General features: G+C 70.7%; 25 protein-coding genes. 2 read left to right on the top strand and 23 right to left on the bottom strand.

Annotated features, from left to right (window positions below; genetic code table 11):
• The first annotated feature begins 13 nt into the window (after positions 1–13).
• Positions 14–709, top strand: a complete 696-nt coding sequence (gene nucS, locus NYE39_RS15435; protein ID WP_084449374.1) for an endonuclease NucS — start codon at positions 14–16, stop codon at positions 707–709.
• A 5-nt stretch (positions 710–714) separates the two neighbouring features.
• Here nucS and NYE39_RS15430 read toward each other — a convergent pair whose 3' ends face one another.
• The 5 genes from NYE39_RS15430 to NYE39_RS15410 form a co-directional block, all read right to left on the bottom strand.
• Positions 715–1,032 carry a hypothetical protein gene (locus tag NYE39_RS15430; protein WP_341013226.1) on the bottom strand — a complete coding sequence of 106 codons (318 nt, stop codon included), beginning with the start codon at positions 1,030–1,032 and terminating at the stop codon, positions 715–717.
• A gap of 25 nt (positions 1,033–1,057) precedes the next feature.
• Positions 1,058–1,315: a hypothetical protein gene (locus tag NYE39_RS15425; RefSeq protein ID WP_341013225.1), complete on the bottom strand. Its 258-nt coding sequence runs from the start codon at positions 1,313–1,315 to the stop codon at positions 1,058–1,060.
• Positions 1,312–3,327, bottom strand: coding sequence for a protein meaA (locus NYE39_RS15420; RefSeq protein ID WP_341013443.1), 2,016 nt, complete (start codon positions 3,325–3,327; stop codon positions 1,312–1,314). The genes NYE39_RS15425 and NYE39_RS15420 overlap by 4 nt, the downstream gene beginning before the upstream one ends.
• A 172-nt stretch (positions 3,328–3,499) precedes the next feature.
• Positions 3,500–4,549, bottom strand: coding sequence for an acyltransferase family protein (locus tag NYE39_RS15415; protein WP_341013224.1), 1,050 nt, complete (start codon positions 4,547–4,549; stop codon positions 3,500–3,502).
• A gap of 70 nt (positions 4,550–4,619) precedes the next feature.
• The gene (locus NYE39_RS15410; protein ID WP_083546019.1) at positions 4,620–4,976 is read right to left on the bottom strand and encodes an STAS domain-containing protein; all 357 of its coding nucleotides are present in this window, start codon (positions 4,974–4,976) and stop codon (positions 4,620–4,622) included.
• 187 nt (positions 4,977–5,163) lie between these two features.
• Here NYE39_RS15410 and NYE39_RS15405 point away from each other — a divergent pair, with 187 nt between their 5' ends.
• Positions 5,164–5,790, top strand: coding sequence for a cob(I)yrinic acid a,c-diamide adenosyltransferase (locus tag NYE39_RS15405; RefSeq protein WP_341013223.1), 627 nt, complete (start codon positions 5,164–5,166; stop codon positions 5,788–5,790).
• 24 nt (positions 5,791–5,814) lie between these two features.
• Here NYE39_RS15405 and NYE39_RS15400 read toward each other — a convergent pair whose 3' ends face one another.
• From NYE39_RS15400 to prfA, 18 genes are all read right to left on the bottom strand, one after another.
• Positions 5,815–6,249, bottom strand: coding sequence for a DUF2550 family protein (locus NYE39_RS15400; RefSeq protein WP_341013222.1), 435 nt, complete (start codon positions 6,247–6,249; stop codon positions 5,815–5,817).
• 10 nt (positions 6,250–6,259) lie between these two features.
• Positions 6,260–6,529: a F0F1 ATP synthase subunit epsilon gene (locus NYE39_RS15395; RefSeq protein WP_072624007.1), complete on the bottom strand. Its 270-nt coding sequence runs from the start codon at positions 6,527–6,529 to the stop codon at positions 6,260–6,262.
• 73 nt (positions 6,530–6,602) lie between these two features.
• Entirely contained in the window at positions 6,603–7,070 is a 468-nt protein-coding gene (locus NYE39_RS15390) for a DUF2752 domain-containing protein (protein ID WP_072624006.1), read from the bottom strand.
• Positions 7,067–7,588 (bottom strand): NINE protein, encoded by a 522-nt coding sequence (locus NYE39_RS15385; RefSeq protein ID WP_341013221.1) that lies wholly within the window; start codon positions 7,586–7,588, stop codon positions 7,067–7,069. The genes NYE39_RS15390 and NYE39_RS15385 overlap by 4 nt, the downstream gene beginning before the upstream one ends.
• A 115-nt stretch (positions 7,589–7,703) precedes the next feature.
• On the bottom strand, positions 7,704–9,158 hold the full coding sequence (gene atpD / locus NYE39_RS15380) for a F0F1 ATP synthase subunit beta (protein WP_341013220.1): 1,455 nt from the start codon (positions 9,156–9,158) through the stop codon (positions 7,704–7,706).
• Between the two features lie 17 nt (positions 9,159–9,175).
• The gene (locus tag NYE39_RS15375) at positions 9,176–10,075 is read right to left on the bottom strand and encodes a F0F1 ATP synthase subunit gamma (RefSeq protein ID WP_341013219.1); all 900 of its coding nucleotides are present in this window, start codon (positions 10,073–10,075) and stop codon (positions 9,176–9,178) included.
• A gap of 100 nt (positions 10,076–10,175) precedes the next feature.
• A complete protein-coding gene (gene atpA, locus NYE39_RS15370; RefSeq protein WP_341013218.1) occupies positions 10,176–11,813 on the bottom strand; it encodes a F0F1 ATP synthase subunit alpha in 1,638 nt (545 codons plus the stop codon).
• Between the two features lie 71 nt (positions 11,814–11,884).
• On the bottom strand, positions 11,885–12,694 hold the full coding sequence (locus tag NYE39_RS15365) for a F0F1 ATP synthase subunit delta (protein WP_341013217.1): 810 nt from the start codon (positions 12,692–12,694) through the stop codon (positions 11,885–11,887).
• Complete coding sequence (locus tag NYE39_RS15360; protein ID WP_341013216.1) at positions 12,694–13,344, bottom strand: F0F1 ATP synthase subunit B; 651 nt, start codon at positions 13,342–13,344, stop codon at positions 12,694–12,696. The genes NYE39_RS15365 and NYE39_RS15360 overlap by 1 nt, the downstream gene beginning before the upstream one ends.
• Before the next feature lie 51 nt (positions 13,345–13,395).
• A complete protein-coding gene (locus NYE39_RS15355; protein WP_174522284.1) occupies positions 13,396–13,605 on the bottom strand; it encodes an ATP synthase F0 subunit C in 210 nt (69 codons plus the stop codon).
• A gap of 100 nt (positions 13,606–13,705) precedes the next feature.
• Complete coding sequence (gene atpB / locus NYE39_RS15350) at positions 13,706–14,515, bottom strand: F0F1 ATP synthase subunit A (protein ID WP_072623999.1); 810 nt, start codon at positions 14,513–14,515, stop codon at positions 13,706–13,708.
• Positions 14,512–14,895 (bottom strand): AtpZ/AtpI family protein, encoded by a 384-nt coding sequence (locus tag NYE39_RS15345; RefSeq protein WP_072623998.1) that lies wholly within the window; start codon positions 14,893–14,895, stop codon positions 14,512–14,514. Before NYE39_RS15345 ends, atpB begins: the two co-directional genes overlap by 4 nt.
• Positions 14,892–15,311, bottom strand: a complete 420-nt coding sequence (locus NYE39_RS15340; RefSeq protein ID WP_341013215.1) for a hypothetical protein — start codon at positions 15,309–15,311, stop codon at positions 14,892–14,894. Before NYE39_RS15340 ends, NYE39_RS15345 begins: the two co-directional genes overlap by 4 nt.
• A 102-nt stretch (positions 15,312–15,413) precedes the next feature.
• A complete protein-coding gene (locus NYE39_RS15335; protein WP_341013214.1) occupies positions 15,414–16,550 on the bottom strand; it encodes an MraY family glycosyltransferase in 1,137 nt (378 codons plus the stop codon).
• 79 nt (positions 16,551–16,629) lie between these two features.
• A complete protein-coding gene (glyA, locus tag NYE39_RS15330) occupies positions 16,630–17,907 on the bottom strand; it encodes a serine hydroxymethyltransferase (RefSeq protein WP_341013213.1) in 1,278 nt (425 codons plus the stop codon).
• Positions 17,904–18,824, bottom strand: coding sequence for an L-threonylcarbamoyladenylate synthase (locus NYE39_RS15325; RefSeq protein ID WP_341013212.1), 921 nt, complete (start codon positions 18,822–18,824; stop codon positions 17,904–17,906). Before NYE39_RS15325 ends, glyA begins: the two co-directional genes overlap by 4 nt.
• Positions 18,825–19,107: 283 nt before the next feature.
• Positions 19,108–19,983 (bottom strand): peptide chain release factor N(5)-glutamine methyltransferase, encoded by an 876-nt coding sequence (prmC, locus tag NYE39_RS15320; protein ID WP_341013211.1) that lies wholly within the window; start codon positions 19,981–19,983, stop codon positions 19,108–19,110.
• Entirely contained in the window at positions 19,980–21,065 is a 1,086-nt protein-coding gene (gene prfA / locus NYE39_RS15315; RefSeq protein ID WP_341013210.1) for a peptide chain release factor 1, read from the bottom strand. The genes prmC and prfA overlap by 4 nt, the downstream gene beginning before the upstream one ends.
• Position 21,066: the final 1 nt, after the last annotated feature.

The following is a 21,066-nucleotide window of genomic DNA, read 5'->3' as shown; positions in this document are numbered from 1 at the left end:
TAGGGTCTGCGGGGTGCGAGTGGTGATTGCGACCTGCAGCGTCGACTACGAGGGGCGGCTCAACGCCCACCTGCCCCTGGCGACCCGTCTGCTCATGGTCAAGGCCGACGGATCGGTCCTCGTCCACAGCGACGGCGGCTCCTACAAGCCGCTCAACTGGATGGCCCCGCCGTGCTCCATGGCCGAGGTCGAGCCCGACGAGACCGAGGCCGCCGAGGGGGTCGAGTCGGTCTGGGTCGTCCAGCACGCCAAGACCGAGGACCGCCTGCGGGTCAAGCTCCACGAGGTGCACCACGACTCCGCCCACGACCTCGGCGTCGACCCCGGCCTGGTCAAGGACGGTGTCGAGGCTCACCTGCAAAAGCTTCTCGCCGAGCACATCGAGACGCTCGGCGAGGGCTACACGCTCGTGCGCCGCGAGTACATGACGGCCATCGGCCCGGTCGACATCCTCGCCAGGGACGCCCAGGGCGTCTCCGTCGCCGTCGAGATCAAGCGCCGCGGCGAGATCGACGGCGTGGAGCAGCTGACCCGCTACCTCGAGCTGATGAACCGCGACCCCGCCCTGCGCCCGGTCACCGGTGTCTTCGCCGCCCAGGTCATCAAGCCGCAGGCGCGCACCCTGGCCGAGGACCGCGGCATCCGCTGCGTCACCCTCGACTACGACGAACTCAAGGGCATCGACACGAGCATGCACCGCCTCTTCTGACCGGTTCAGTCCAGCTCCAGCCGGACGAAGGGGGCGTCCGTCACCTCGCCGGGTGGTCTGGCCAGCACGAGCACGGTCTCGCCGCGGTGCAGGTCGGCGATGGCACCGAGCGTGGCCGGCGGGGCCTCGCCGGCCGCGAGTCCCTCCTCGTCCTCCAGCGGCGCGCCGAGCCGCTGCGCCAGCTCCTCCCCGACCGCCAGATCGGGTGGTCGCACGACGGCGAGCACCCGCTCGCCCGCGAGGGCGTCGACGAGGGAGGACACTCCCTTCGCCCCGCGGGGTGGGGTGGCGACGAGCAGGGTCGCCGGGCAGTGCAGGGCCACCACTCGACCCTAGCCCCACGCCGGGTCACATCAGGCTGATCGCCAGCCCGATCGCGCACGGGAGCATCGTCATGATCGTCCCCAGGCCGAGGCCACGCGCGGCCGGGCGGGGCACGAGCAGCAGCGCGGCACCGCTGGCCGCGCCGACGCCGCAGGCGAGGAGCCCGGAGAAGGCGATGTCACTGCCGGTGTACGCCAGCGCACCGGCGACGACGACCCAGGCGATCGCCGCGACGGGGACCGCGACGACCGCGTGCAGCCAGGAGACCCGGGCGCCGCTCACACGTCGACGGTCTCCCGGGCGGAGAGCCCGCGGCGCTCACGGATGATGTCGACGAAGGAGCCCATGATCTCGTTGAGACCGAAGTCCTTGGGCGTGAAGACGGCCGCGACACCGAGCTCGCGCAGCCGGGCCGCATCGGACTCGGGGATGATCCCGCCGACGACGACCGGGATGTCACCGGCGCCCTCGGCCTCGAGGCCCTTGAGGATGTCGGGGACGAGCTCCATGTGCGAGCCGGAGAGGATCGAGACGCCGACGAGGTCGACGTCCTCGGCCACGGCCGCGGAGACGATCTGCTCGGGCGTCAGCCGGATGCCCTGGTAGACCACCTCGAAGCCCGCGTCACGCGCCCGCACGGCGATCTGCTCGGCGCCGTTGGAGTGGCCGTCGAGGCCGGGCTTGCCGACGAGGACGCGCAGCCGCTCGCCGAGCTCCTCGCCCGTCGCGGCCACCCGCGAGCGGACCTCGACGAGGTCAGCCGAGCCGCCGTCGGCGACGCCGACCGACCCGGAGACCCCCGTGGGAGCGCGGAACTCACCGAAGACCTCACGCAGCGCCTGAGCCCACTCCCCGACGGTGACCCCGGCGCGGGCGCAGACGAGCGAGGCCTCCATGAGGTTGTCGTCGGTCGCCGCGACCTCCTTGAGGCGGGCGAGCGAGTCGGCGGCCGCGGCGGCGGCCTGCGGGTCGGCGTCGCGCTCGGTGCGCCATGCGCGCACGGCCTCGACGGCCTTGGCCTCGACATCGGCGTCGACGGTCTGGATCGCGGTGTCGAGGTCGGCGGTCAGCGGGTTGGGCTCAGTGGTCTCGAACTTGTTGACGCCGACGACGATGTCCTCGCCTGCCTCGATCCGCTGGCGACGCAGCGAGTGGCTGGCGACGAGCGCGTTCTTCATGTAACCCGACTCGACGGCCGGCACGGCACCGCCCATCTCCTGGATCCGGTCGATCTCGGCCTTGGCGCCCTCGACGAGCTCGGCGACCTTGCGCTCGACGACCGGCGACCCGGTGAAGAGGTCGTCGTACTCGAGCAGGTCGGACTCGAAGGCGAGGACCTGCTGCAGGCGCAGCGACCACTGCTGGTCCCACGGGCGGGGCAGGCCGAGCGCCTCGTTCCACGCGGGCAGCTGGACCGCGCGGGCCCGGGCGTCCTTGCTCAGCGTGACGGCGAGCATCTCGAGCACGATGCGCTGGACGTTGTTCTCCGGCTGGGCCTCGGTCAGGCCGAGGCTGTTGACCTGGACGCCGTAGCGGAAGCGGCGCTGCTTGGCGTCGGTGACGCCGTAGCGCTCGCGGGTGATCTCGTCCCACAGCTCGACGAAGGCGCGCATCTTGCACATCTCCTCGATGAAGCGCACGCCGGCGTTGACGAAGAAGGAGATGCGGGCGACGACCTTGCCGAAGTCCTCGTCGGGCACCCGGCCGGACGCCTTGACGGCGTCGAGCACGGCGATCGCCGTCGACATCGAGTAGGCGATCTCCTGCACCGGCGTCGCCCCGGCCTCCTGCAGGTGGTAGCTGCAGATGTTGGTGGGGTTCCACTTGGGGATCTCGCCGACGGTGTAGGTCACCATGTCGGTGATGAGGCGCATCGAGGGCCCGGGCGGGAAGACATAGGTCCCGCGGCTGAGGTACTCCTTGATGATGTCGTTCTGCGTCGTGCCGGCCAGCCGGGCACGCACCTCGGCCGGGTCCTCCCCCGCGGCCTCGGCCTGCTCCTCGGCGGCGACCTGGTAGAGCGCCAGCATGTACATCGCGACGGCGTTGATCGTCATCGAGGTGTTCATCTCGCCGAGCGGGATCTGGTCGAAGAGCCGACGCATGTCACCGATGTGGCTGATCGGCACGCCCACCTTGCCGACCTCGCCACGGCTGAGCACGTGGTCGGGGTCGTAGCCGGTCTGCGTCGGCAGGTCGAAGGCCACCGACAGACCGGTCTGGCCCTTGGCGAGGTTGCGCCGGTAGAGCTCGTTGGACGCGGCCGCGCTGGAGTGCCCGGCGTAAGTCCGCATCACCCAGGGGCGGTCGCGCTCGGGACGGGCTGCCTCGGCTGCGGGCGTGGGGGCATCGGTGCTGTCGGCCATAGGTGGCAAGGTACCCGCGCGCCCCGGCGTGGCGTAGGCCTGTCCGCGGTGAATGACGCCACACCCGGGCACCCCACCCCGCAGGCGAAGGGGGTCGACCTCACCCGATGCGGTCGGTGACCAGCGCCATGAGGCGCTCGACCGGCCCCTTGCCGAGCAGCCACCACCACAGCCAGCACGCCCCGACCGTGGCCAGCAGGACCCCGCCGCCGTAGAGGGCCCAGCCCGCCTGCGCGTCCGGCCAGTCCACCGCGCGCATGACGGCGGCGATGAGGCAGACGTGCAGCACGTAGGCCGTGAGGGCCAGTGCGCCGGTGGCGCGCACCGGGGCGAGTGCGGTGACGACGGATCGCATCGGGCCCCACCGCGCCAGCAGCACGATCACGCCGAATGCCGTCGCCGCGAGCGCCACGTCGAGCAGGGCATCGGGCAGGTCGCCCGAGCGCACCTCGCTCACCCCGAGCCCGTGCCCGGCGAGCCGCAGGAGGACGACACCGACCCCGGCGAGCAGGCCGACGCCAAGAGTCGTCGCGGCCGCCTGCCGGGTGAGCCGCACCCGGGCGAGGACCACACCGGCCAGGACGAAGGGGAGCAGGCTCACCACCCGGTAGTGGGTCGAGAGCACGAGCCACCGGAGGACCTGGTCGACGAGAGCGCCGGAGTGCACCCGGGTGGGGTCGAGGGCCGACCGGGCGGCGGCGTTGACCCACGGGCCCGCGGCGAAGACGGCCGCGGCGATGGCGCCGACGGCCGGGACCGGCAGCAGTGCGAGCGGCGCGGCGACCATGAGGGTCGCTCCCAGGGACATCAGCACGATGGCGACGAAGGTGTGCAGGGCCTGCAGGGCGAGACCGATGCCCACGAGGAGCAGCCCGCGGACGAGGTCGCGCACGACGAAGACCCCGCCGGCCACCCGGCGCTCACGGCGGGTGAGCACGATGCCGGCCGAGACCCCCATGACGAGCGCGAAGAGCGGCGAGGCGACGTTGTTGACGACGAGCAGCGCGAGCTCGGCGACGCCGGAGTCGAAGGGGGCCCAGACGCGCACGTGGGCGATGACCATGCAGATGACTGCCACGCCGCGCACCAGGTCGACCGCGGGGTCGCGTCCACCGTCCCAGGGGTAGCGCCCCGCCGTCTCGCTCGTCACCGGGCAGTCCTCCCGCCGTCTCGACGCCGGGAGTCTAGGTGCGGCCGTGCGGCGGTGCGGCCGCGCGCGCTCAGACCGCGACGGTGCGGCGGCGCAGCGCGAGGGCCGGCGACGGCGTCTCGTGCAGGAGGCGTACCAGCCCGGCCCGACGCAGCAGGCGCGTGGTCCGCTCGTCGGCCCCGACGTAGCGCAAGCGACGTCCGGCACGCGCGGCGCGCGCATGCGCCGCGACGAGCGTCGCGAAGCCGACCTGGTCCACCACGGTCGACTCGGAGATGTCCACCAGGACCAGGTCACCCCCTTCGCGCACGGCGGTGACCAGCTCCTGCCGCAGGTCTGCGCTGTGCCGCAGGTCGAAGGGCACGTGGACTCGGACGCGGGTGGTCCCTGCGCCACCCACGGGCGACAGCGCGGTCGTTGCGCTCATGACGGTTACCTGCTTTCCCCTGCGTGAACCGTTGTCACCCAGTGTGACGTGCGAAACACCGCCGGGGTTGCACCTGCAAATCACGATGTCATCACGCCATGACCTGCGTCAGGTCAGGACTCTCCCTTCGCGCCACCATCGGGACGACCTCGGGACGGCGCTCGCGAGGGTCTGCGACGATGACGCCATGGTCAACCTCACGAGGATCTACACCCGCACCGGCGACGAGGGGACGACCGCGCTCGGCGACTTCAGCCGCACGAGCAAGACCGACTCCCGCCTGCAGGCCTACGCCGACGCCAACGAGGCCAATGCCGTCATCGGTGTCGCCGTGGCGACCGGCGGCCTGCCCGACGAGGTCGTCGCGACCCTCACCCGGGTGCAAAATGACCTCTTCGACCTCGGCGCCGACCTGTCGACGCCGCTGCAGGCCGACCCCGAGTACCCCCCGCTGCGGGTCAAGCAGGAGTGGGTCGACGAGCTCGAGGCCGACTGCGACCGCTACCTCACCCAGGTCGACAAGCTGCGCTCCTTCATCCTGCCCGGCGGCACCGCCGGCTCCGCCCACCTGCACCACGCGACGACCGTCGTGCGGCGCGCGGAGCGCTCGGCGTGGGCGGCCCGGGAGGAGTACGGCACCGAGACGGCCGACGAGCGCGGGACCGGCGGCGTCAACCCCCTGACGACGACCTATCTCAACCGTCTGTCGGACCTGCTCTTCATCCTCGCCCGGGTGGCCAACCTGCCGATCGGCGGCGACGTGCTCTGGCAGCCCGGCGGTGGCCGCGAGGAGCGCCCCACCAAGGACGCCTGACCGTGAGGAGAGGCGAAGGGGGGCTCAGGTCACGTTGACGTTGTGGCCCGGCGGCGCAGACTCCAGCCAGGAGCGGATCGCCGGGTAGATCTTCGGCTCGACCGCGAGGCGGGCGAGCACCCCGTCACGGCCGCTGAGCGTCACCGAGAGGGCACCGTCGAGGCCCGGGATCGAGATGGTCTCGCCCGACTGCGGGGTGGAGATCTCCAGGCCCTCACGCAGCCAGGTCATCGTCGGGTGCGTCGTCACTCCCCCGACACTGAACCAGTCGAGCCGGTCCGACCCGAGACGCAGCAACCCGAGTCGCCATCGGGGCGACTCGGGCAGCTTGACCGCGCAGGGGTGGACGGGGCCGTGGGCGGCGAGGGAACGGCGTCGCAGCCACACCAGCACGAGCCACAGCGCGAGGAGCAGACACCCTGCGAGCAGGATCAACTCGACCGCCTGCAGGGTGGACATGGGGCGTGCGTCAGGCCTTGGCCGGGGTCTGAACGGTCTCGGCGACGATCGTGACGTTGTCGTGGTCGACGGACAGGAAGCCGCCGTCGATCGTCGCGGTCTGGTCGCCACCCTCGGTGGTGTGGATGACGATGTCGCCCTCGATCAGCACACCGAGCAGCGGAGTGTGACCGGGCATGATGCCGATCTCGCCCTCGACGCTGCGGGCACGGACCATGCTGGCCTCGCCCGACCAGACCTTGCGGTCGGCGGCGACGAGTTCGACGTTGAGGGAGCTCACTGGGGGTCCTTCGGGTCTCGGGGTGGTGCGGGTGTCCATCGTAGCCCGCGCGTGGTGCGAGCCTGCGCGCGCCTCAGGCGACGACGAGCGCGAAGTAGTCCTGGCCCATGCCCAGGCTGATCATCCGCACGACCGAGTAGCCGAGCCACACGACGGTGAGCGCGACGAGCCATCTCGGGTTGACCCTGTCGAGCAGGCGGCTCGTGGGGATCCGGCGCAGCAGCGCGTAGGCGGTCCACACGACGAGGACCACGGCCATGGCGAAGCCGATCGGGCCGAAGAAGTTGTACTCGAAGGCCCTGGCGACGTCACCGTGCGCGAGGTGCACCCACGAGCGGGTCATCCCACAGCCCGGGCAGGGCAGACCGGTCGCGATGCGCATGATGCACGTCGGCTGGCCGGAGTCGACCGACGTCACCGGCCACGCCCGCGCGATGACGAGCGCGACGAGGCTCATGGCCGCGAGGATCGGCATGATGGTCCGCTCGGCGATGCTCACGCCGCGTGCGAAGTGCACCTGCCCGCCGGTCTGCTGGGTCATCGCAGCGGCCGCCCGTCGACGTCGACCATCTTGCGGGTCACGACGAGGATGATGTCGATGAGGGTCCAGACGGTCAGACCACCGCAGGTGACGAGCTTGAGCACGCCCAGCCCGGTCTGGCCAAGGTAGAAGCGGTCGACGCCGAGGCCCCCGACGAAGATCGACAGCAGCAGGGTGGTCATCCACTCGCGGCTGGAGAAGAGCCCGGGCACCTGCGACGCGGGGAACCACGTCTGCTGGCCCTCGGCACGGACCGGGGTGTCGCCCTTGAGCTGACCGCCCACGGCCATGCCGGCGAGCTGGGTGAGGTCGTAGGGCCCGTAGTCCTGCCCCATGACGTTGAGGTGGTAGCGCTCGGCACCGGTCAACTGGGGAGCCTGCTGGTATCCGGGCGCCTGGTAGCCGGACTGCGGCTGCCCCTGGCCGGGCTGCGGAGGGACGGGCTGACCCTGGGCTCCGCCGGCCCCGGGGGGCGGGGGCGGGCCGGGCGTGTGCGGCTGGTCGCCGGGAGTCGTCATGGCCGCCAGTGTAGGTGGCCCCTCCCCCGCGGCCCCAATGCCGTACCACGACACGGCGACGGCCGCCCCCTTCGATGGACGAAGGGGGCGGCCGTCGCGTTGACGCGGGGTGGGGTCAGAGGCTCTTCTGGATCTCCGCCCACTGGCGCTCGACGTCGTCGAGGCCACCGCACATGAAGAAGGCCTGCTCGGCCACGTGGTCGTACTCACCGTCGGCGATCTTGGTGAACGCCTCGATGGTGTCGGCCAGCGGGACCGTCGAACCCTCGATGCCGGTGAACTGCTTGGCGACGTAGGTGTTCTGCGACAGGAAGCGCTGGATCCGACGCGCGCGGTTGACGAGGATCTTGTCCTCCTCGGACAGCTCGTCGATACCGAGGATCGCGATGATGTCCTGCAGCTCCTTGTTCTTCTGCAGGATCGACTTCACGCGGACCGCGGTGTTGTAGTGGTCCTCCGCGATGTAGCGACGGTCGAGGATCCGGCTGGTCGAGGTCAGCGGGTCCACGGCAGGGTAGATACCCATCGACGCGATCTCACGGTTGAGCTCGGTCGTCGCGTCGAGGTGCGCGAAGGTCGTCGCCGGCGCCGGGTCGGTGTAGTCGTCGGCCGGCACGTAGATCGCCTGCATCGAGGTGATCGAGTGACCACGCGTCGAGGTGATCCGCTCCTGGAGGACGCCCATCTCGTCGGCGAGGTTCGGCTGGTACCCCACGGCGGAGGGCATGCGGCCCAGCAGCGTGGAGACCTCGGAACCGGCCTGCGTGAAGCGGAAGATGTTGTCGATGAAGAGGAGCACGTCCTGCTTCTGCACATCGCGGAAGTACTCCGCCATGGTCAGGGCGGACAGGGCGACGCGCAGACGCGTGCCCGGCGGCTCGTCCATCTGGCCGAAGACCAGGGAGGTCTGACCGAGGACGCCGGCCTCCTCCATCTCGACCATGAGGTCGTTGCCCTCACGGGTGCGCTCGCCGACACCGGCGAAGACGGAGACACCACCGTGGTCGCGCGCGACTCGGGCGATCATCTCCTGGATGAGGACGGTCTTGCCGACACCGGCACCACCGAAGAGGCCGATCTTGCCACCCTGGACGTAGGGGGTCAGCAGGTCGATGACCTTGATGCCGGTCTCGAACATCTGGGTCTTCGACTCGAGCTGGTCGAAGGCCGGGGCGGAGCGGTGGATGCCCCAGCGCTCGTTGACCTCGAGGGTCTGGCCCTCCTCGAGGTTGAGGCAGGCGCCGGTCGCGTTGAAGACCTTGCCGAGGGTGACGTCACCGACGGGGACCGTGATCGGGCCGCCGGTGTCCTGCACCTGGCCGCCGCGGACGAGACCGTCGGTGGGCTGCAGGGAGATGGCGCGGACCATGTTGTCGCCGATGTGCTGGGCGACCTCGAGGTTCAGCGTGCGGGTGGTCTCCCCGAGCTGGACCTCGGTGGTGAGCAGGTTGTACTGGTCGGGCATGGTGTCGGCGCTGAACTCGACGTCGACGACCGGGCCGGTGACGCGGGAGATGCGCCCGACCCCACCCGCCTGGGTGGTGTTCTCTTCGGTGACGGTGGCAGTCATGGGTTCTCTCTACCTTCTCACTTGGACTCGGCAAGGGCCCCGGCCCCGCCGACGATCTCGGAGATCTCCTGGGTGATCTCGGCCTGACGGGCCTGGTTGGCCAGTCGGGTGTACTTCTTGATGAGCTCCTCGGCGTTGTCGGTCGCCGACTTCATCGCGCGCTGACGTGCCGCGAGCTCGGAAGCCGCCGCCTGGAGGAGGCAGTTGAAGATGCGCGCGTTGACGTAGCGCGGGAGCAGCGTGTCGAGCAGCTCCTCGCCACTCGGCTCGAACTCGTAGAGCGGGTACAGCTCGTCCTCGCCCGGCTCCTCGACGCCCTCGACGACCTCGAGCGGCAGCAGCCGGATGACCTCGGCCTCCTGCGTGACCATCGAGACGAAGCGGGTGAAGACGACGTGGACCTCGTCGACGCCGCCGTCCCCGAAGTCCGTGGTGAAGTCGGCGACGAGCCGCTCGCCGATCTCACGGGCGTTGTCGAAGCTGGGCTTCTCGGACGAGCCGGTCCACTCGGCGACGTACTCCCTCTTGCGGAAGGAGTAGTAGGAGACCGCGCGACGACCCACGAGGTACGTCTGGACCTCCTTGCCCTGGTCACGAAGGGCGGCGGAGACCCGCTCCCCCTCCTTGAGGACGTTGGAGTTGTAGCCGCCCGCGAGGCCGCGGTCGGCGGCGATGACGAGCACCGCGGCACGGCGCACGTTGTCCGGCTCGGTGGTCAGCGGGTGGTCCTCGTCGGAGTACGTGGCCACGGCCGACGCGGCGCGCGTCAGGGCGCGGGCGTAGGGCGTGGACTCACGCACGGCCTGCTGGGCCTTGACGACCCGCGAGGCCGCCATGAGCTCCATGGCGCGCGTGATCTTCTTGGTCGCACTGACGGACCGGATGCGCTGCCGGTACTCCCGGATCTGCGCTCCCATGTGCTTCCGCCTCTCTGGTGGTCTGTGGTCGGCTCAGGGCCGGCGGTCGGGGCTGCTGCCCCCGGTCGGGCGTCGCGGACGACGCCCGACCGGTGGTGGGTCAGCGCTTCTGCTTGACGATCTGGACCTGCTCGGAGTCCTGGGCGTCCTCGCCCGACTCCTCGGCGGACCCGACCGGGACCTCGTCCTTGTTGGACGGGGCGAAGGTCTCGCGGAAGCTCTTGATCTCGGCCTCGAGGGCGGAGATCGTCGAGTCCTCGAGCTTGCCCGTCTCCTGGATGCCCTCCATGAGGTCGTTCTTGTTGCGACGCAGGTGGTCGAGGAACTCGGCCTCGAAGCGACGCACGTCCTCGACGGCGATGGGGTCCAGCTCACCGGTGGTGCCGGCCCAGATGGCGACGGCCTGCTCGGGCACCGGGTAGGGGTCGGCCTGCTTCTGCTTGAGCAGCTCGACGAGGCGGGCGCCTCGGGCCAGCTGCTGCTTCGACGCCGGGTCCAGGTCCGACGCGAACATCGCGAAGGCCTCGAGGGCGCGGTACTGGGCCAGGTCGAGCTTGAGGCGACCGGAGACCGACTTCATCGCCTTGGTCTGCGCGGCCGAGCCGACACGCGAGACCGAGACACCCACGTCGATGGCGGGGCGGACGTCGGAGTTGAAGAGGTCGGCCTGCAGGTAGATCTGGCCGTCGGTGATCGAGATGACGTTGGTCGGGATGTACGCCGAGACGTCGCCCGCCTTGGTCTCGATGATCGGCAGACCGGTCATCGAGCCGGCGCCCATGTCGTCGGAGAGCTTGGCGCAGCGCTCCAGCAGACGCGAGTGCAGGTAGAAGACGTCACCCGGGTAGGCCTCGCGACCCGGCGGGCGGCGCAGCAGCAGCGACATCGAGCGGTAGGCCTCGGCCTGCTTGCTCAGGTCGTCGAAGACGATGAGGACGTGCTTGCCCTGGTACATCCAGTGCTGGCCGATGGCCGAGCCGGTGAAGGGGGCGAGGTACTTGAAGCCGGCGGCGTCCGAGGCGGGAGCCGCGACGATCGTCGTGTACTCCATGGCGCCGGCCTCCTCGAGCGTGCCCTTGACGGACGCGATCGTGGAGCCCTTCTGGCCGATGGCCACGTAGATGCAGCGCACCTGCTTCTGCGGGTCGCCGGTCTCCCAGAACTGCTTCTGGTTGATGATCGTGTCGACCGCGACCGTGGTCTTGCCGGTCTGGCGGTCACCGATGATCAGCTGACGCTGGCCACGGCCGATCGGGGTCATGGCGTCGACCGACTTCAGGCCGGTCTGCAGCGGCTCGTGGACCGACTTGCGCTGCACGACCGAGGGGGCCTGCAGCTCGAGCGCGCGGCGCTCCTCGGCCTCGATCTCGCCGAGGCCGTCGATCGGCTGGCCGAGCGGGTTGACGACGCGGCCGAGGAAGTTGTCACCGACCGGGACCGAGAGGACCTCGCCGGTCCGCTTGACCGTCTGGCCCTCCTCGATCTTGGAGAAGTCGCCGAGGACGACGACACCGATCTCGTGGACGTCGAGGTTGAGCGCGAGGCCGAGGGTGCCGTCCTCGAACTCGAGCAGCTCGTTGGTCATGGCCGAAGGGAGTCCCTCGACGTGGGCAATGCCGTCACCGGAGTCGGTGACGCGGCCGACCTCTTCGCGGGAGGCCGCGCCCGGGTTGTAGGACCGCACGTAGCCGTCCAGGGCGTCCCGGATCTCCTCCGGACGGATCGAAAGCTCCGTCATGTTGTCTTCTCCTCGTTGCCGGCCGCTGTGGTGGCCGAATATGTGGTCTGCATGGTGGGTCTGACCCGGGCTCAGCCGGCCAGGTGGCGCTTCGCCTCGTCGAGACGTCGCAGGACGGTCCCGTCGACGACCTCGTCGCCGATCTGGACCCGGATCCCGCCGATGACGTCCTCGTCGTGGACGATCTGCAGCTGGACGGGCTTGCTGTAGATCTGCTGCAGCGCGCCGGCCAGGCGGGTGCGCTGCTCCTGCGTGAGGTCGACCGCGGTCGTCACGACGGCGGTCAGCTGCTGGCGACGCTCGGCCGCGATGTCGAGGTAGGCCTCGAGCGTGCGGTCGAAGCGACGACCCCGCGGCGCCAGGACCGCCTGGCGAGCCAGTCGGACCGTCTCCGGCCGGGCCTTGCCCTGCAGGAGGCTACTGACGAGGTCGGCCTTGCCGGCCGCGTCGCCCTGACGGTTGCCCAGGGCGTCACGCAGCTCGGGGTTGCCGTCGACGAGACGCTCGAAGCGGAAGAGCTCGTCCTCGACCTGGTCGAGGCTGCCGCTGGCCTCGGCCCCCTTGAGGAGGGCCTCGACGCCGAAGCGCTCGATCGTGTCGGTGAGGTCGCGGTCCTGCGCCCAGCGCTGGGACACGAGCACCGAGACGACGCCCACGGTCTCGTTGGACAGCTTGCCGTGGAGCAGCCGGGTGACGAGGTCGGCCCGCTCCTTGCCCTCACGCGAGGGGTCGGCGACGGTGCGGCGCAGTGCCGCGTTGTCGTCGAGCAGCCCGGTGACGGCAAAGAGTTCGTCCGCCAGGACGGCCGGGTCCCCGGTCGTCAGCGCGGTCTCGAAGGACTGGCGTCCCTCGGCGACGGCGGCGCGGGAAGAGCCTCGCATCAGGCGTCACGCCCCGCGTCGCCGAGGTCGAGCTGGCCCTGCTCCGCCGGCGCGGCGGTCGCTGCCGGAGCAGCACCCACCTTTTCCGGCTGGACCTGACCCGACTCGAGCTCCGCGATGAAGCGGTCGATGAGGCCCTGGCGGCTGGAGGAGTCCTGCAGCTCGTAGCCGACGATGCGACCGGCCAGGTCGGTCGACAGACGACCCACCTCACCGCGCAGCGAGACGAAGGCCTGCTGGCGCTCGGCCTCGATCTGCTTGTGCGCCGACTCGGTGATGCGGTTGGCCTCGTCCTGAGCCTGCCCGCGCATCTCCGCGACGATGGCCGCGCCCTCGGCGCGTGCGTCCTCACGGATCTTGGCGGCCTCGGCGCGAGCCTCGGCCAGCTGGGCCTCGTACTGGGCCTTGGCGGCCTCGGCCTCGGCCTGGGCGTTCTCAGCCTGGGCGATGCCACCCTCGATCGCGGCGTGGCGCTCCTCGTAGGCCTTCTCGAGGTTCGGGGCGACCTTCTTCGCGACGACCCAGAAGAGGATCGCGAACATGATCAGCCCGAAGACGAGCTCCTCCCAGTGCGGGATGAGGGGCATGGTCTCGCCCTCACCCGCCGCGGCGAGCCCCACGACCGTTGACGCGGTTGCGGTGATGTGCACGGGGTACTCCTAGTGACTGGTGCTGATTCGAACGTTGCCGTTGCCGGCGAATCAGAGGACGAAGGCGAGCACCAGACCGAAGATCGCGAGCGCCTCGGCGAGGGCGAAGCCGAGGATGGCGATCGGCTGCAGCAGACCGCGGGCCTCGGGCTGACGGGCGACACCGTTGATGTACGCCGCGAAGATCAGGCCGACGGCGATGGCCGGGCCGATGGCGGAGAGGCCGTAACCGATCAGGGAGAGCGAGCCGGTGATTTCCACGATGATTCCTCTTTCGTGTTTCTGTGATCCGCCGCGAGGTCTGTCCCGCGGGGAAGTACTGGGTGGTGGTGCTATGCAGTTGTGGGTACGAGATCGACGATCAGTGGTCGTCGGCGACGGCGCCGGCAATGTAGCTGGCCGCCAGGAGGGTGAAGACGAAGGCCTGGAGGAACTGCACCAGGAGCTCGAAGATCAGCATGACGCCGGCCATGAGGAAGGTCGGCAGCGACAGCGCCTGCATCAGGATCCCGTCACCGTGGAGCAGGAAGTAGAAGGCTCCGGTGACGAAGAGGTAGATGATCATGTGGCCGGCAAACATGTTGCCGAAGAGTCGCAGCGCCAGCGTCAGCGGGCGGGTCACGAAGTAGGTGATGACCTCGAGCAGGAAGATGACCGGCGCGATCCACCCCGGCAGACCCGGCGGGACCATGTGCTTGAAGTAGCCGACGAAGCCCATCTTCTGGAAGCCCACCCAGTGATAGACGACGTAGACGACGAGGGTCAGCGCGATCGGGAAGCCGATCTTGCCGTTGACCGGGTTCATCGCGCCGAAGAAGGAGCCGGCGAAGTTGTAAAAGAGGACCATGAAGAAGAGGGTGACCAGCAGGGGCACGAACTTCTTGAACTCCTTGGTCCCGATCATGTCGCGGGCGATGGAGTTGCGGGGGAAGTTGTAGGCACCCTCGAGCAGCCACTGGGCCTTGCTCGGGACGACCGAGGCGTTCTTGCTCAGGGCGACGAGACCGATCGAGAGCACCGCCGTGATGATGGCGGCCCACGCCATCTGGTTGGTGACCGTCAGGCCACCGATCTCGAAGAGCGGCTGCCAGAAGATCTCCGGCGTCGGGGGCTGATAGCCCTCGCCGCCACCGGCAGCGGGCAGCGCAGAAGTGAGCGCAGGCAGGGTCACTGAATCTCCTCGTTGTGTGGCTGGGCAGCCGTCGTCGACCCCTGCTCGGGGTCATCGTGCGGGGGTGCCTGGGACGTACCGTATCGGAGCCAGATGGTGTAGAGCGACAGACCCATGCCCGCGACGATGCCGACCGCGACGAAACCCGTCACGCCCAGCCACCGGTCGATGCCCCAGCCGATCGCGCCGAAGAGCAGCGGACCGGTGATGAGGTAGGCCAGGACGGTCGAACCCATGGCATCGGCCTGGGCCGTGGGGTTGGGCCGGCTCGGGTCGTGGGCGTAGCGCTCGCTGACGGCCCGCACCCGCTGCGGGTCGGCGTCGGCCTTGGTGACCAGACGCGGCGTGCGGCCCGGGGTCCGCCGTGCCAGCGCGTTCATGCGCGGCCGGCCTGCGGGTCGATGGCGTGCCGGGCGCGGACGTACCCGCGCAGCTGGCCCACCTGGATGAGGACGACCTCGACGATGGCGGCGGCCGCGATGACCGGTCCGTCGAGCGAGGGCTGCTGGCGCAGCAGCGCGATCGCGGCGACGAGGATGATGAGCTGACCCATGAAGACCAGTCCGGCACCCGCCATCGAGGCACCGGGGTCCCCCGCCACGACCGCCGAGATGGCGAGGAGGCCGAGCAGCAGGACGACGAACGACAGGAGCGCTCCGGCGAGGGCGCTCAGGGCGCCGTCGGCTCCCTTGGCCACTGCTCCGGAGATGGTCAGCGCGACCGTGCCGCAGAGCCCGGAGACGAGGACACCACGGCGCATGCCCGGCACGGGGCTGCGGCGCTGAGTCGTCGTCATCGGCTCACTTCGGGAACGGGAGCATGAGGTGCTCTACGGGTCGGACCAGACGGTCCGGCGGGCGCTTGTGAAAGTTTACACAAGCGCCGCGGAGGCCACCAATCAGGCGTCGATCCGCTGCCCTTGGGCATCGTACTTCTTGGGTCGGTGCCCGGGTCGGGAGAAGCGCGGCAGCCAGATCGTCAGGACCGCGGCGACGCCGAGCATCACCACTCCCCCGATGCCGGCGACGAGCGGCGGCAGGAAGACGAAGCTCACCGCCCCCAGGGCGACGACGGCCGCCCACAGCCACAGCAGCAGCACCGCGCGCCGGTGGCCGTGGCCGATCTGGAGCATGCGGTGGTGCAGGTGCTGGCTGTCGGCGTCCCACGGGCGCTGCCCGCGGGCGGTCCGCCGCGCGACCGCCCACACGACGTCGAGGAGCGGCAGGAGCATGATCGAGATCGGGATGAGCAGCGGCAGCACGGTCGCGGCGACCGCGTTGGCGCTCACCTGGTCGGGGTTGATCTGCCCGACGTTGGAGATCGTCGCGGCCGCGAGCAGCAGGCCGAGCAGCAGGGCACCGGAGTCACCCATGAAGAGCTTGGCCGGGAAGACGTTGTGCGGCAGGAAGCCCAGGCAGCAGCCCGCGAGCGCCGCGGAGATGAAGGTCGCCGAGGAGAAGACGTTGGGCGGGTCGTAGCCACCCGAGATGAGGTAGCTGTAGATGAAGAAGGCGCCGGCAGCGATGGCGACGAGGCCGGCGGCCAGGCCGTCGAGCCCGTCGATGAAGTTGACCGCGTTGATGCACAGGACGACGACGAAGATCGTCATGAGCACGAGGACGGGTGCGGGCAGCACGGTCACCGTGCCGAGCGGCAGCGAGAAGAACTGCACCCCTGCGAAGGCGATGATCGCGGCGGCGACGAGCTGACCGCCGAGCTTGGTCAGGGCGTCGAGCTCCCTGACGTCGTCGATCGCCCCGACGAGGCAGACGACGCCCGCCCCCACGAGGATCCCGATGAGCTCACCGGTCTCGAAGACCTGCCGCAGGAAGGGCATCCGCGACGCCGCGAGGGTCGCGGCCGCGTAGCCGAGGAACATCGCCACCCCACCGAGGCGCGGGATCGGCACGACGTGGACGTCGCGCTCCCGCACCTCGGTGAAGGCACCGACACGCACCGCGATGGTGCGCACCAGGGGAACGAGGACATAGGTCGAGGCGAGCGCGACGAGGAAGACGAAGACGTACTCCCTCACGACGCGCCCCCGTTTGGTGGCCCGGGTCTCGAGGCTCCTCGCAGGGCTCGTCGCACCTCGACCACCGGCGTGCTACCCCTCAGCGCGGGTAGGCCGGGAAGGTGGTGACGAGCTCGCTCACCTGGGCACGCACCTCACGGGAGACCTCGTGCTCGGGGTCGGCGTCCCCCTTCGTCACGGCGGTGTGGATGAGCTCGGCGATCTTGACCATCTCGTCGGTGCCCATGCCCTGCGTCGTGACGCACGGGGTGCCGACGCGGATGCCGGAGGCGACCGAAGGCTTCTGCGGGTCGTTGGGAATGGCGTTCTTGTTGAGGGTGATGCCGGCCGCGTCGCAGCGCGCCTCGGCGTCGACCCCGGTGACGCCGACGCCCTGCAGGTCGAGGAGCGCCAGGTGGGTGTCGGTGCCGCCGGTCGTCGCGCGGATGCCGCGCTTCAGGAGCTCGTCGGCGAGGACCTTGGAGTTGGCGATGACGTCGGCCGCGTACTGCTGGTACTCGGGCGTCGCGCACTCCTTGAAGTTGACCGCCTTGGCCGCGATCGTGTGCATCTGCGGCCCGCCCTGCATCATCGGGAAGATCGCCTTGTCGAGCGCCTTGGCGTGCTCCTCCTTGCACACCAGCGCACCCGAGCGGGGGCCGCGGAGCACCTTGTGCGTCGTGAAGGTGACGACGTCGGCGAGCGGGACCGGGCTCGGGATCGCCTTGCCGGCGACGAGACCGATGAAGTGGGCCGCGTCGACCCACATGATAGCGCCGACCTCGTCGCAGATGGCGCGGATGCGCTCGAAGTCGAGCAGGCGCGGGATCGCCGAACCGCCGGAGCAGATGACCTTGGGGCGGTGCTCCTTGGCCAGGCGCTCCATCTCGTCGTAGTCGACGTCCTCCGTCTCGGGGTGCACGCCGTAGTGGACGGCGTCGAACCACTTGCCCGAGAAGGAGACCTTGGTGCCGTGGGTCAGGTGGCCACCGTGCGGCAGCGACATCGCGAGGATCTTTTCGCCCGGCTGGAGGAAGGCGCCGTAGACGGCCTGGTTGGCGCTGGCACCGGAGTGCGCCTGGACGTTGGCGTGCTCGGCGCCCAGCAGGCTCTTGGCGCGCTCGATCGCCAGGTTTTCCGCCTTGTCGACCTCGGAGCAGCCACCGTAGTAGCGACGCCCCGGGTAGCCCTCGGCGTACTTGTTGCTCAAGGTCGAGCCGAGCGCGGTGAGCACCTCCGGCGAGGAGATGTTTTCGCTGGCGATGAGCTGCAGGCCGCCACGGATGCGGTCGAGCTCGCTGGTGAGGACACCGGCGATCTCCGGGTCGAAGGCGCTCAGGGCACCGAAGTCGGAGCCGTAGAAGGTGTCGTCGGTCATCGAGGGGCCTCCGTGGTCGGGGTGGTGGGGTCGGTCGGGTCGGTCTCGGGGTGGGCCGGGTCCGACGAAGGGAGATCCTCCCACTGCGCGTCGGCCGCGTCACCGGCGGTGCCGTGCCGGGCCTCGTGGTGACGAGCCGCCTCGGCGGCCGCCACCTCGGGGTCCTCGTCGTCGTAGACGGGCAGGTCGCCCGGCTGCGGGTCGGGCCCGGCGTCGTCGGCGGAGTCGGTGCCGTCGGGCGTCGCCACGTCGGCGGCGCCCTCACCGGCGTCGGCGGGCCGGTCGAAGCCCACGCCGAGGATCTCCTCGAGACGCTCGCGGCCGATCGCGCCGAGACGCAGGACGACGGGGTGCTCGCCGGTGCAGTCGATGATCGTCGACGGCTCCTGGCTGGTGCGCGGCCCACCGTCGAGGTAGACGCTCACGGCCGGGCCGAGTTGCACGGCGGCGTCGGTGACGCTGGTGGCCGCCGGCTCGCCGGTGCGGTTGGCACTCGTCACGGCGAGCGGGCCGGTCTCGCGCAGGACCTCGAGGGCGATCTCGTCGTCGGGCATGCGCAGCGCGACGGTGCCGGCGGTCTCGCCGAGGTCCCAGTGGAGCGACGGCTGGGCGAGCAGCACGAGCGTCAGCGGCCCCGGCCACAGCTCGGTGACCAGCCGGCGGGCCCACTCGGGCACGGCGCGGGCCAGTCCGTCGACGGTACGCACGTCGGGGATGAGGACGGGCGGGGGCATGTCGCGCCCCCTCCCCTTCGCGTTGAGGACGGCGGCGACCGCCTCGGGGTCGAAGGCATCGGCCCCGATCCCGTAGACGGTGTCGGTGGGGATGACGACGACCTCGCCGCGGCGGACGGCGTCGACCGTCGCCGTCACGCTCTGCTCGCGGTCTGCGGTGGTCGCATCGACGACGGGACTCATGGGGCCCACCCTATGCCGCAGGCTCGCGGCGGACGGGCCCGGTCGGGACGCCGCCGAATTGGTGACGCCGCTTCGCCCCCACGCGCCCCTCGCGGCGATAGGTTGAATGACCGCCCAAAACCGATCCCCTGGAGGAGGAGAACATGCGAGGCTCAGGTCTCATCTGGACGATCGTCGGCGTGCTGCTGATCATCGTGCTGCTGATGTACATCCTCTGAAGTTCCCAGCACCACCGAAGGGGGCGTGGCCGGTCGGCCACGCCCCCTTCGTCGTGCTCGTGGACTCAGGAGCGACGCGCGGTCGTGGTGCGAGGGCGCCGGGCGAGGTCGGCGTGGTCGCTGGTGTCCGCCCAGTCGCCCGTGGCCGACAACGCGCGGGGCAGGCTCTCGCCCTGGCTGTCGGCGTGCTCCATGACGAGCAGCCCGCCCGGGTGCAGCAGGCGCGCGGCGGTCGCGGCGACCGCGAGCGGGATCGCCAGCCCGTCGGCGCTACCGCCGTAGAGCGCCACCTGGGGGTCGTGCTCGGCGACCTCCGGCTCGAGCGGCACCATCCCGACGGGGATGTAGGGCGGGTTGGACACGACGACGTCTACCCGGCCGACGAGCTCGGCGAGCTCGGGCACGGTGGCGGGGTCGGCGGTGGCGTCGGCGGCGACGAGGCGCACGGGCAGTCCGGTCGCCTCGATGTTGCGCGCGGCCCAGGCCACGGCGAGCTCGCTGAGCTCGACGGCGGTCACCTCGGCACCCGGCGCCTCGTCGGCGACCCCCAGCGCGAGTGCGCCCGAGCCGGTGCACAGGTCGACGACGACGGGTGCCTCGAGGCCGGCGATCGCGGCGAGCACGTGGTCGACGGCCTGCTCGGTCTCGGGGCGCGGCACGAAGACGCCCGGCCCGACGTGCAGCTCGAGCCGGCGGAAGGGGGCGGTCCCGGTGAGGTGCTGCAGCGGCACCCGGGCGGCGCGCTCCTCGACGAGCGCCCGGAGTCGCCGTGCGCCCGCTTCGTCGAGGTCGGCGCCCAGGAGCATGCGGCGCTCGACCTCGCCGCGGTCGCAGCCCAGCGCGTGGGCAGCCAGGAGCAGGGCGTCGGGTCGCGGGGTCGGCACCCCGGCAGCGGTGAGCGTGGCCGTTGCCTCTCCCACCGCCGAGCGAAGGGAGGTCACTCCCCGTCCCCGGCGAGAGCCGCCAGCCGCGCCTCCTCGTCGGCCTGCACCGCGGAGTCGACGACGGCGTCGAGGTCACCGTCGAGCACCGCGTCGAGCCGGTTGGCCTTGAAGCCGGTGCGGTGGTCGCTGATCCGGTTCTCCGGGAAGTTGTAGGTGCGGATCCGCTCGGAGCGGTCGACGGTGCGCACCTGCGAGGCGCGCGCCTCCTTGGCCTCGGCCGCGGCCTCGTCCATCGCCATCTGGTGCAGCCGGGCGCGCAGCACGCGCATCGCCGACTCCTTGTTCTGCAGCTGGGACTTCTCGTTCTGGCAGGAGACGACCACCCCCGTCGGCAGGTGGGTGATCCGTACCGCGGAGTCGGTCGTGTTGACCGACTGCCCACCGGGCCCGGAGGAGCGGTAGACGTCGATCTTCAGGTCGTTGGGGTCGATCTCCACCTCGACGACGTCACCGACGTCCGGCATGACCCACACGCCGGCCGCGGAGGTGTGGATCCGGCCCTGGCTCTCGGTGACGGGGACCCGCTGGACGCGGTGGACTCCCCCTTCGTACTTGAGGCGAGCCCACGGCGCGGTGCCGGGCTCGGCCGCACCCTTGGCGCCGAACGCCACCCGCACGTCCTTGTAGCCACCCAGGTCGGAGTCGGTGGCATCGAGCAGGCGGGTGCTCCAGCCGCGCTTCTCCGCATGGCGCAGGTACATGCGCAGCAGGTCACCGGCGAAGAGGGCCGACTCCTCGCCCCCTTCGCCCGCCTTGATCTCGAGGATCACGTCGCGGTCGTCGTCGGGGTCGCGCGGGATGAGCAGCCGACGCAGCCGGTCCTCGCCGGCGGCCACGCTCTCCTCCAGGGCCGGGACCTCGGCCGCGAAGGCGGCGTCCTCGGCCGCGAGCTCGCGGGCGGCCTCGAGGTCACCGACGGCCAGGTCGAGCTCACGCTGGGCCGCGACCACCGGGGTCAGCTCCGCGTAGCGGCGGTTGACCTCGCGCAGCCGGTCGGGGTCACCGATGACGGCGGGGTCGGCGAGTGATGCCTCGAGCTCGGCGTGCTCGGCGAGCAGCGCCTCGACGGACTCGAGCACG

This window comes from Janibacter sp. FSL W8-0316 (assembly GCF_038004165.1).
Lineage (GTDB): Bacteria > Actinomycetota > Actinomycetes > Actinomycetales > Dermatophilaceae > Janibacter > Janibacter indicus.
Note: the sequence above shows the minus strand (reverse complement) of the source record. Positions and strands in the feature narration are given on the sequence as shown.